General features: G+C 44.2%; 7 protein-coding genes. 6 read left to right on the forward strand and 1 reads right to left on the reverse strand.

Annotation, left to right across the window (positions count from 1 at the left end):
- The first annotated feature begins 49 nt into the window (after nt 1-49).
- The 6 genes from ABD980_RS03790 to ABD980_RS03815 all read left to right on the forward strand — a co-directional run bounded on the left by ABD980_RS03790 (nt 50) and on the right by ABD980_RS03815 (nt 9,579).
- Entirely contained in the window at nt 50-2,005 is a 1,956-nt protein-coding gene (locus tag ABD980_RS03790) for a TRAP transporter permease (RefSeq protein WP_345369733.1), read from the forward strand.
- A gap of 277 nt (nt 2,006-2,282) precedes the next feature.
- Nucleotides 2,283-2,669, forward strand: a complete 387-nt coding sequence (locus ABD980_RS03795) for a PRC-barrel domain-containing protein (RefSeq protein ID WP_345369735.1) — start codon at nt 2,283-2,285, stop codon at nt 2,667-2,669.
- A 48-nt stretch (nt 2,670-2,717) separates the two neighbouring features.
- Nucleotides 2,718-3,077, forward strand: coding sequence for a PRC-barrel domain-containing protein (locus ABD980_RS03800; protein WP_345369737.1), 360 nt, complete (start codon nt 2,718-2,720; stop codon nt 3,075-3,077).
- Between the two features lie 389 nt (nt 3,078-3,466).
- Nucleotides 3,467-6,211 carry a class I SAM-dependent DNA methyltransferase gene (locus tag ABD980_RS03805; RefSeq protein WP_345369739.1) on the forward strand — a complete coding sequence of 915 codons (2,745 nt, stop codon included), beginning with the start codon at nt 3,467-3,469 and terminating at the stop codon, nt 6,209-6,211.
- Nucleotides 6,211-8,259 carry a DEAD/DEAH box helicase gene (locus tag ABD980_RS03810; RefSeq protein WP_345369741.1) on the forward strand — a complete coding sequence of 683 codons (2,049 nt, stop codon included), beginning with the start codon at nt 6,211-6,213 and terminating at the stop codon, nt 8,257-8,259. The genes ABD980_RS03805 and ABD980_RS03810 overlap by 1 nt, the downstream gene beginning before the upstream one ends.
- Before the next feature lie 9 nt (nt 8,260-8,268).
- The gene (locus ABD980_RS03815) at nt 8,269-9,579 is read left to right on the forward strand and encodes a GIY-YIG nuclease family protein (protein WP_345369743.1); all 1,311 of its coding nucleotides are present in this window, start codon (nt 8,269-8,271) and stop codon (nt 9,577-9,579) included.
- Nucleotides 9,580-9,775: 196 nt separating this feature from the next.
- Here ABD980_RS03815 and ABD980_RS03820 read toward each other — a convergent pair whose 3' ends face one another.
- Nucleotides 9,776-10,222: a hypothetical protein gene (locus ABD980_RS03820; protein WP_345369745.1), complete on the reverse strand. Its 447-nt coding sequence runs from the start codon at nt 10,220-10,222 to the stop codon at nt 9,776-9,778.
- Nucleotides 10,223-10,305 lie beyond the last annotated feature (83 nt).

Consider the following 10,305-nt stretch of genomic DNA (forward strand, 5'->3'; position numbering starts at 1 on the left):
CTGTTTTTTTGTGGATTTCCTTGGGGCAGTAACGAAAAGTGGTGTTTTTATGATTAGCAAAAATAACAAGTTAACCCAGGTTGAACAAATAACAAAAGCAGAACAAGAAGCAAAAGCCGTATTACAAAAATACGATAGAGAAAGTAATTTTCGTGAAGAAATCGGGGTGTGGGCTTGGGTGGTTGCTTTTCTAGGAATATCACTGACTGTATTCCATATTTATACCGGTTATTTTGGTACCTTTCCCTCTCAAAAGCAGGGCGCTGTCCATTTGGGAACCGCGCTCGGGCTGATTTTTTTGTTATTTCCCTTTAAAAAAGGGCAGCAGCTTTTTCAGAAAACGGTGCCTTGGTATGACGTTCTTTTGGCCTTTTTGGCGATGTACGTTACCTATTACAAAATTATCAATTTTGATGAGTTGTTACAGAGCATTACGTGGGGATATAGCCAGTTTGATACGGTTTTGTCTGTTATTGCCGTTTTTTTATTGTTAGAAGCCACACGTAGAACGGTAGGAATACCTATTGTGATTGTGGCTACTGTCATGATTGGTTATGCCTTGTATGGCAATTACATTCCTACAAAAACCTTATCGCATCAGGGTTACGAGTTTACCGACGTAGCGACTCGTCTTTGGTATCGCGACAGCGGGATTTTTGGGACACCTTTACAGATTTCCGCTAAATACATTTATCTGTTTTTGTTTTTTGGTGTGATTTTAGTCAACACCCGTATTGGGCAATTTTTTAATGATTTGGCCTTTGGCTTAACCGGACGTTTTACCGGCGGCACAGCAAAGGCCGCTGTGGTTGCAAGCTCATTACAGGGCATGGTGTCGGGGAGCTCTGTGGGAAATACGGTGGCCTCCGGTTCGTTTACCATCCCTATGATGAAAAACTCTGGGTTTAAGCCCGAGTTTGCCGCAGGCACCGAGGCCGCGGCCTCCACCGGGGGGCAGATTATGCCGCCCATTATGGGGGCAGCAGCGTTTATTATGATGGAGTATCTGGGGGTGTCGTATGCAGTGATTATGGCGGCCGCCATAATTCCAGCAAGCCTCTATTTTTTAGGGATTTTTATTGGTACCCATTTTGAAGCCAAACGTTTAGGCATTGTTGGTTTACCCAAATCTGAGCTGCCAAATGTTGCGCAGCAGATGAAACAGTACGGCTATATGTTGCTTCCTTTGATGGTGATTATTAGCACCGTTATGATTGGCTACACACCACAGCGTGCCGTGATCTATGGGATTGTGACTGCCTTTTTAGTTAGCTTTGTTCGCAAAGAAACACGCTTGGGGATTAAAAAGTTTTTTTATGTGTTAGAGCAGGGGGCTCGCGTGGCTTTGCCGGTGATTGCCGCCGTTGCTACCGCGGGGATTATTGCTGGCGTAGTCAGTATGACAGGCTTAGGAGCAAAATTTGCCGCTAGCATTATTGCGCTTTCAAACGGTTATTTGTTTTTAGCGCTGTTCTTTACCATGATTGCTTGTTTAGTGTTAGGAATGGGGCTACCTACCACGGCCAACTATGTGGTGACCGCAACGATTGCGGCGCCAGCGCTCATTAACGGTTTTGATTTAGCCCCCATATCGGTGCATATGTTTGTATTTTATTTTGGGATTTTGGCAGACATCACTCCACCTGTATGTTTAGCTGCTTATGCCGGTGCGGGTATTGCACAGGCTAACCCATTTAAAAGCGGTGTTACTGCCGTAAAACTTGCTATTGCTGCATTTATTGTGCCTTATATCTTTGTGTATAGCCCTATTCTGGTAATGGAAAATGTGACGGCACTGCCTTTAATTGCTACGATTATCACCGCGGTTTTAGGTATGGTAGCTGTTAGCAGCTCGATGATCGGTTTTTATAAAGCGTACTCCAAACCTTACGAGCGGATTTTGTTATTTGTCGCAGGTATTATGCTGATTTTCCCAAATGTGGTGGGGGCTTTAGTGGGCTTGCCTTTAATGATAGCGATTTGGTTTTTACAAAAATCACGCTGATTTCATGATGACCTCGTAAAGGATTTGTTCAGTTGTATCAATTACCTTATTAAGGACACTTTTTATATAAAAATAAACCGATTTAAAATCAATGGGTTATAAGCGGCTCCGTGTGGGCCGCTTTTTTTTGGTATTTGTCAGGTTTTGCAACAAAAGCAGAGAGCTTGAGCATTTTGGTATGTCATTAGGCGTGCTACTTTGAACTTAACAATGACGCCGGGCGAACATAACAGCTCCGCCCTAATTTATTGTTTTGACCAATGAAAAGGAGAGTTCAATGAATAAATTAACAGCTATCACAGTATGCTCATTAGCATGTGTATTTGGTACCAGTGCATTTGCTCAAACCACTGCACCCTCTGCACCACCGGCACCGGCTGCGTCGGCAACACAGGCTGAAATGGTAAAAGGGTGGGGTGTCAAACATAACCTGATCGGTAAAAATGTTTATAACGAACAGGATGAAAAAATTGGCGATATCCGTGATGTGATTTTAAATGAGAATGGAACGGCTACCCATTATGTAGTAGGGGTGGGTGGATTTTTAGGAATGGGTGAGCATGATGTCTCCCTTCCTTTTAATGAATTGCAACTGGTTAATGACCGCTTTAATTTACAGGGTTACACCAAAGAGCGCTTAAAAGAGTTACCGAAGTGGAAGTAATACGGAACTAGCTCACGGCACTCAACTCTACTTGTAAGGAGTACTATCATGGATCCAATTCGTCCTGGACAGACCACCGCTACCCACCCAACAGGGCAGGCGACGATCAACCCAGCCCCTTACAGCCATTACACGAACGGTTGTTCAGTTAAAGAAAATCTTTTAGATCAAGACATCTATAACGAGCATGGCGACAAAATGGGGGATTTACGCGATGTAATATTAGGCGCAGACGGCCGCGCCCAATATTATGTTGTGGGCGTGGGAGGTTTTTTAGGCATGGGAGAGCATGATGTACGTATTGCATGCGATCACATTGAACACACCGGCGATCGTTTTGTTTTGCGAGGTTATACAAAAGATCAGCTTAAAGAACTGCCTAACACGCAGAACCTGCGTCAAATTTAGCTAATTTATTCGCTTAGAAAATAAGCCAGGCTCTATCGTTTTAAAGACGGTAGGGCCTTTTGTTATTTTTACAAAAGCAGTGCGTTAAGCAGATTTCCCACCCCAAAGTAAAAAATAAAAATAAAAAAAATGGCCAAGGCAACCACAAGGGTTTTATGGGCGATCTGAAAGAGTATTTTTTTTAGGATGGTCATTCGTATTTTTAAACTAGAGTAAATGGTTTCTAATATACATCAATTATTTGCTAAAGTCTTTTTATGGTGGCTTACTAAAGGTAAAATTGCTAATTAGATTTTTACACCTTACTATCTAGTTTGAAACAAGATGTACAGGCCTTTGCAGCAGTGGATCGCTCTGCAATATGTCTACGGTGCGCTAAGGAGTAGTAAATGGCAGTTAGCCAGGCAAGCATAATTCAGTCATTAGAAAACCTGGTCTCTGACTTGGATCAGAGTGAGTTTATTTTTTCTTTTCTCGACGCTTACGGTTTTCCTAAAAGCACCATCACTCGGCTAAGAAAAGAGGGGGACAGCCGAAATGTGGCAGAAAATGGTGATATCGGGCTACGTAAGCAGCTGTATTTTCGTGCCGTAGATCAGGGTGAAGACCTGAGTGCTCAGCTAGACGCGTTGTCCGAGAGCAGCGTGGTCGCACGCAATGACATCCGTTTTGTGCTAGTGACAGACTTCAAAAACCTACTGGCTGTTGACCTGAAGGCGGAAGAGCGATTAGACATTGAAATTCACGAATTAGATAAACATTATGGCTTTTTCTTACCCTTAGCTGGTTATGAAAAAGCCGTAATGTATTCTGAGCACCCCGCAGACCTAAAGGCCTCTGAAAAAATGGGGCAGCTGTTTGATTTAATTCGTGAGCGTAATGAATTAACCAATAGCGAAGACATTCATGCATTAAACGTATTTCTGACGCGCCTTTTATTTTGCTTTTATGCAGAAGATACAGGGATTTTTGAGGAAGGGCAGTTCAGTTATGCGCTTGAGTCTTATACCAAAGAGGACGGTTCGGATTTAGATCAGTTTTTCTATGATCTTTTCACTGTGCTGAATTTAGAGGAAAACTCGGCAGAGCGCAAAAAAATGCCAGCGCACTTTCAGTCCTTTAAGTATGTCAATGGGGACTTGTTCAGTGCTGATGAGCCTATTCCCGAGTTCAGCCGCAGAGCCCGTCGTATTTTGCTGGATTGTGCTCGTCTAAATTGGTCTGAAATCAACCCCGATATTTTTGGTTCTATGTTTCAGGCAGTGATTGATGAGGAACAGCGGAGCAATCTAGGCCAGCACTACACCTCTGTGTCTAACATTATGAAAGTCATCCAGCCGTTATTTCTTGATGACCTTTATGCCGAGTTAGACAAAGCCAAAGGCAACGAGAAAAAGCTCAAAGCATTGCTCGTGCGCTTACAAAAGTTGAGTATTTTTGACCCTGCTTGTGGTTCGGGTAACTTTTTGATTATTGCCTATAAAGAGTTACGTCGCCTTGAAATGCAGATCATTGATGCGCTCAATGCCGCCAGTCAGCAAACAGTGATGTATTACTCCGGCATTAAGCTAAGCCAGTTTTACGGTATCGAAATAGACGACTTTGCCTGTGAAATCGCTACCTTATCGCTTTGGTTGGCAGAGCACCAAATGAATACTGAGTTTAAGGCAAAGTTTGGTTATGCTGAGCCTGCATTACCCTTACGTGATGGCGGGAACGTGGTCTGTGGTAATAGCTTGCGTTTGGATTGGGAGGAGGTTTGCCCACCAGTTGACGAGCAGGGTGAAGAGCGAGAGGTTTATATTTGTGGGAATCCGCCTTATCTTGGGGCTCGTAATATGAATAAAGAGCAGAAGCAAGATATGGCCGCTGTATTTGTTGGGTGGAAGGGGTATGGAGACCTTGATCTTGTTGCTTCTTGGTTTTGGAAAGCAGCGCAATATATCTCAGGTCGTACTGCGCAATTTGCCTTGGTATCAACGAACTCCATTTGCCAAGGGGAGCAAGTGGCGATGTTGTGGCCCACTATTTTTGAACAAAATTTAAAGATCCGGTTTGCATACCCCACTTTTTCATGGAAAAACCAAGCAAAACAGAATGCCGCGGTTCATGTTGTGATTATAGGGGTCGCCAATGTAGCTGATGCAAAAGAATGTGTCTTGTATCGGACAGAGAAAGAGGGCTCTACACACCGTATAGTTGTTAAAAATGTCAGTCCTTATCTCTTTGAGGGAACAGATAGAGTGGTCATAAGCCGGAGAGACCCTATTTGCAAGGTATCTCCAATGGTTTTTGGAAATATGCCAAACGACAGCGGCCATCTCTTGTTGAGCAACGAGGAGAAACAAAGCTTGGTTTATCATGAGCCTGATGCAGTCAAATGGATTAAACCTTTGTTGGGGGCTCAGGAGTTCCTACAAGGCAAACAGCGTTGGTGTTTATGGCTTGAAGGTATAACTCAAACAGAACTTGATTCTTTACCTTTGGTTCAGAATCGAGTTAATCAAGTGAAAACCGCTCGATTAGAAAGTGCTAGAACAGCAACGCAACAACTTGCCCAGCAACCGCATCTTTTTGGTGAAATACGACAACCCAAAGACGGTCATTACATTCTAGTACCAAGCGTTTCCTCTGAGCGCCGTCACTATATACCTATAGGGTTTATGAGTGCTGATGTGATTGCAAGTAACGCTAACATGATGATCCCCAACGCCACCCTCTACGAGTTCGGCATCCTTACCTCTGAAATGCACAACGACTGGATGCGCACCGTAGCTGGGCGTTTAGAAAGTCGTTACCGCTACTCAGCCACCTTGGTCTATAACACGTTCCCTTGGCCAGACGTGACCGAGCCCAAGCGTAAGCACATTGAGTCTTTAGCTGAAGAGGTTTTACTTATCCGTGAGGATTACCCAGATAAGACCTTAGCGCAGCTTTATGATCCCGACACCATGCCCGAGCCTTTATTACAGGCACACAAAAAATTAGACCGTGCCGTAGAAGCCTTGTATAGAGAAAGACCATTTCGTGATGCTTCCGAGCGCTTAGAGCATCTATTTGCTCGCTATGAAAAGTTAATTGCGGCAGAGAAAGAACAGGCGTTGGCAAAAAAGAAAAAGGGGAGTAAGTCGTAATGGCTAATTTATTGACCGTCAATTACAAACAAACTGGCAAAAGCGCTAACCTTAATGAAATGGGCATGCGTGAAATGCAGGCCCGTGCTTTTGAGTACAGAAATGCGCAGTATCTCTTGCTTAAAGCGCCACCTGCCTCTGGGAAGTCACGGGCGTTGATGTTTTTGGGCTTAGATAAGCTTCACCATCAAGGTATTAAAAAAGTGATTGTGGCGGTACCGGAAATGTCCATCGGCGCTTCGTTCAGAAATACCCGCTTAAGCGAGTTTGGTTTTTTTGCAGATTGGGTGGTTGATGCGGGCTATAACCTGTGTGTGCCAGGAGCGAATGAAGAAGGCAAGGTGAATACCTTTGTGCGCTTTATGTCAGATCCTGCCGCACAGATTTTAGTGTGTACACATGCCACTTTGCGTTTTGCTTATCAAAAACTGACGCCATCTGCTTTTAATGACACCGTTGTGGCCATTGACGAGTTTCATCATACCTCTGCGGATGAAGAAAATCGGTTAGGAGAACTGATTGACGGCTTAATGAAAGGCTCTAATGCCCATATTATTGCCATGACGGGTTCGTATTTCCGTGGTGATGCGGTACCGATTTTGCTGCCCGAGGACGAGGAAAAATTCACTCAGGTTACCTATTCTTATTATGAACAGTTAAATGGGTATCGCTACTTAAAGTCCTTGGGGATTGGCTATCACTTTTATACAGGGCGTTATTTGGATGCGCTGCATGAGGTATTAGATACCACTAAAAAAACCATTATCCATATTCCAAATGTTAATTCCGTGGAATCCACCAAAGACAAGTACTCAGAAGTGGATCATATTTTAGATGTGATCGGTACGGTCGTGGATAGAGATATGAAAACGGGGATTATCACGGTTAAAGATAAAAGCGGTCGCTTATTAAAAGTGGCGGACTTAGTCGATGACAACCCCATGCGAGTCGAGGTGCAAAACTACCTACGCAATGTGTCTAAAGCAGAGGACATGGACATTATTATTGCATTGGGAATGGCTAAAGAAGGCTTTGACTGGCCATGGTGTGAGCATGTGCTTACCGTGGGCTATAGGTCGTCTTTAACCGAAATTGTGCAGATTATAGGACGTGCTACACGTGATTGTGAGGGTAAAACCCATGCGCAATTTACGAATCTGATTGCGCAGCCGGATGCCAATGACAAGGATGTGAGAGTTTCTGTTAATAACATGCTGAAAGCGATTACTGTGTCATTGCTGATGGAGCAGGTGTTAGCGCCGTCTATTAAGTTTAAACCACGCTCTCGTATGGAGCCTGGTGAGAAGGTGGAGCCTGGCACCGTGCTGATTGATGATACGACGGCACCCGTATCTGAAAAGGTGATGAAAGCACTGGAAAACATAGACAACATTAAAGCGGCCATTTTGCAAAAACCAGAGGTGGTTGCACCCGCGGTGACGGGCGAGGTTGATTCCGAGGTGTTAGGTCAGGTAGAGATCCCTAAGATTGTAGAAACCCTCTACCCTGATATGGATGAGCATGAGGTGCAGACGGTAGCAGAGGCGGTGCAGTTATCGTTGGGTGTACAGGCGACTGGTGGTGTGATTGATGAAGCGGACTTGCCAGAAGGAGCAGATATCTTTGTGCCTCCTGGAGTAAAAGAAACGGGGGAGCCGTACCAGAAGCCAACTGAGGAGACGGGCGGTGCGCCGAAACTAAATCGTAAGTTTGTTTTGATTGATAAGAAGTTCGTTAATATTGAGCATTTGAATGTGGATTTAATTCGTCAGATTAATCCATTTCAAGGGGCGTATGAGATTCTTTCTAAGGCTGTGACCCCTGCTGTATTAAAAACGATTCAAGATACGGTAGTCGCTATGCGCTCTAACATGTCTGAAGAAGAAGCGATTATTTTATGGCCACGCATTCAGAATTTTAGAAAGGATAAAGGACGAGAGCCCTCTGTGACTTCCGGTGATCCGTATGAGAAGCGCTTAGCTGAAGGTTTGGCCTATTTGAAGCGTAAGGCTCAGGAACGCAAGGCTGCACAGGTTAGTATGTCATAGGGTAGGGGCATGGCAATTAGGCATAGTAAAAGCAAAATGGCCAATCGCTTATCACTGGATGATATTTTTAGTGGTCCGGATGAGTTTGGGTTGTTGGATGTGGCACCCAAGGCAATAAGCCAAAATGCACCGATTGAAATTACGAATTTTGAGGCGATTAACGCTTTTGTGGATCAGCATGGGCGAGCGCCGAGCCAAGATGGCGATTTAGCAGAAAAGCTGTTAGCCAGACGTTTGGCGGGTTATCAAAACAATAGCAGTTTTCACTCCACTTTGGCTCCATATGATCGGTATGGTTTGTTGGTTTCGGGAAAGGAAAAGGGCATCGCGCCGCAAGAAGCGCTAGAGGCGGCTTCCTGTGATTTGGTTGATGATGGACAGCCCAAGAATATTCCTCCCGATGAGGTTACCTCTTTAGATGATATTTTTGCTAGCGCTGAATTCAATGACCTAAATTTAGGTGACCAAAGTTTATTCGATATTAAACATGTCCCCGCTATCACAGAGCGAGAGCAGCCTGATGAAATAGCTCAGCGTCGTGTGTGTGAAGATTTCTATCAGTTTGAGCCAATCTTTTTGGAAGTGCAGCAAGGGCTGAAATCAGGAGAGATGAAGACAGTTCGCTTTAACCTGACCTCACGGGTGGAGGAAGGTGATCTGTTCATCATGGAAGGGGTGCTTTGCTTAATTGATGAAATAGGCGAGTACAGAGAAGACAGCCAAGGTCGTTATGACCCTCGGCTACGAGTCATTTTTGAAAATGGCACCGAGTCAAATCACCTTTTACAGTCACTTGCCAAGCGTCTTTATATGGATGAAACAGGGCGTAGGGTTGTACGTAGTGCCGAGTCCGTCGTCGATGCGTTTAATAATATTTCTCATAAAGACAAGCGTGCTGGACAAATCTACTTTGTGACAACGCTAAGCGACAATCCGGTTTTAAAAGCCATACCCAACCTGATTAAAATTGGCTACACCGAACAAACGGTAGAAGAACGTATAAAAAATGCCGAACGAGATATCGCCTTTTTAGAAGCTCCCGTTAAGATCCTAGCCTCTATCGAATGCTATAACTTAAATCCCAATAAGTTTGAATCATTGATTCATGGTTTTTTGCATGCTCAACGTTTAAAAATGACTCTAGTGGGTAAGGATGGCAAAAATTACAGCCCAAAAGAATGGTTTTCAGTGCCATTAGACACCGCACGAGAAGTGGTCAGACGCATCATTGACGGCAGTATTGTGCATTATCGAATGGATAATACGACGGGGAGATTGGTGGGTAAAGGGGAGGGACGTCAATTAGAGGGCTATTTGTAAATTACGGTAGTTATTAGAGCAGATCACAAAAACTGTTAAAGGAGTTGGTAGCTATGGCAACGTTTAATCCCAATGAGTTAAAAAGAAAACTCAGAGAGGCCCAGCGTAAAGAATCACAGCCATCAAGCAGCTGATCGATGAGTTTGTCTGATATTGGCATTCTGATATCCTTCTTCGATATTGTTAAGAATGCCATTTACACAGATATTTTTACACTCTCCTCTTTCTGCGTATCAGTTTGCACATACTGAACACTTCTAAACGCATCCAGCTTCCATGCTCCCTTGCGCAGAGATACTTTTGAATCACTACCCTTACGCCTAGGCATGAGGCCAATCTGGAGAAAAGAAACCTCAAGAACGCTTGCTGCCACGAGGCCTATCATTTCATCAATTTCCTTGGCTTTGCCAAGGCTATCTATTCCGTGGTCTAAGATGCTTTTCACCTGCCTCTTCCAGCTTTCATCACAAACGGTGACCGTATCCTCGATCGCCAATCCCAGTAATTTCAGCGCTTTTGAGCAATACTTCCGCCAAGTAGGGATATGATTTGATTCTTTCAATGCGTACCAAGCATCTGAGCCAAAGAGATCTTCAATCACCCCTTTGAACGCCAGAAATTTGGTGTATTGATTCTCAGCCATCTTTATGCCTAACGCTTGAGTTAAGCCGCGCCGCGAAGCGGCGTCGGCTTGAACGAATTGTTAGACATTATTTGCCGACTACC

The organism is Paenalcaligenes hermetiae (assembly GCF_039543645.1).
Lineage (GTDB): Bacteria > Pseudomonadota > Gammaproteobacteria > Burkholderiales > Burkholderiaceae_B > Paenalcaligenes > Paenalcaligenes hermetiae.

What these genes read in the sequence shown, in the direction of transcription:
- ABD980_RS03790 (WP_345369733.1), top strand. Translation starts at nt 50, where the DNA reads ATGATTAGCAAAAATAACAAGTTAACCCAGGTTGAACAAATAACAAAA.
- ABD980_RS03795 (WP_345369735.1), top strand. Translation starts at nt 2,283, where the DNA reads ATGAATAAATTAACAGCTATCACAGTATGCTCATTAGCATGTGTATTT.
- ABD980_RS03800 (WP_345369737.1), top strand. Translation starts at nt 2,718, where the DNA reads ATGGATCCAATTCGTCCTGGACAGACCACCGCTACCCACCCAACAGGG.
- ABD980_RS03805 (WP_345369739.1), top strand. Translation starts at nt 3,467, where the DNA reads ATGGCAGTTAGCCAGGCAAGCATAATTCAGTCATTAGAAAACCTGGTC.
- ABD980_RS03810 (WP_345369741.1), top strand. Translation starts at nt 6,211, where the DNA reads ATGGCTAATTTATTGACCGTCAATTACAAACAAACTGGCAAAAGCGCT.
- ABD980_RS03815 (WP_345369743.1), top strand. Translation starts at nt 8,269, where the DNA reads ATGGCAATTAGGCATAGTAAAAGCAAAATGGCCAATCGCTTATCACTG.
- ABD980_RS03820 (WP_345369745.1), bottom strand. Translation starts at nt 10,222, where the DNA reads ATGGCTGAGAATCAATACACCAAATTTCTGGCGTTCAAAGGGGTGATT.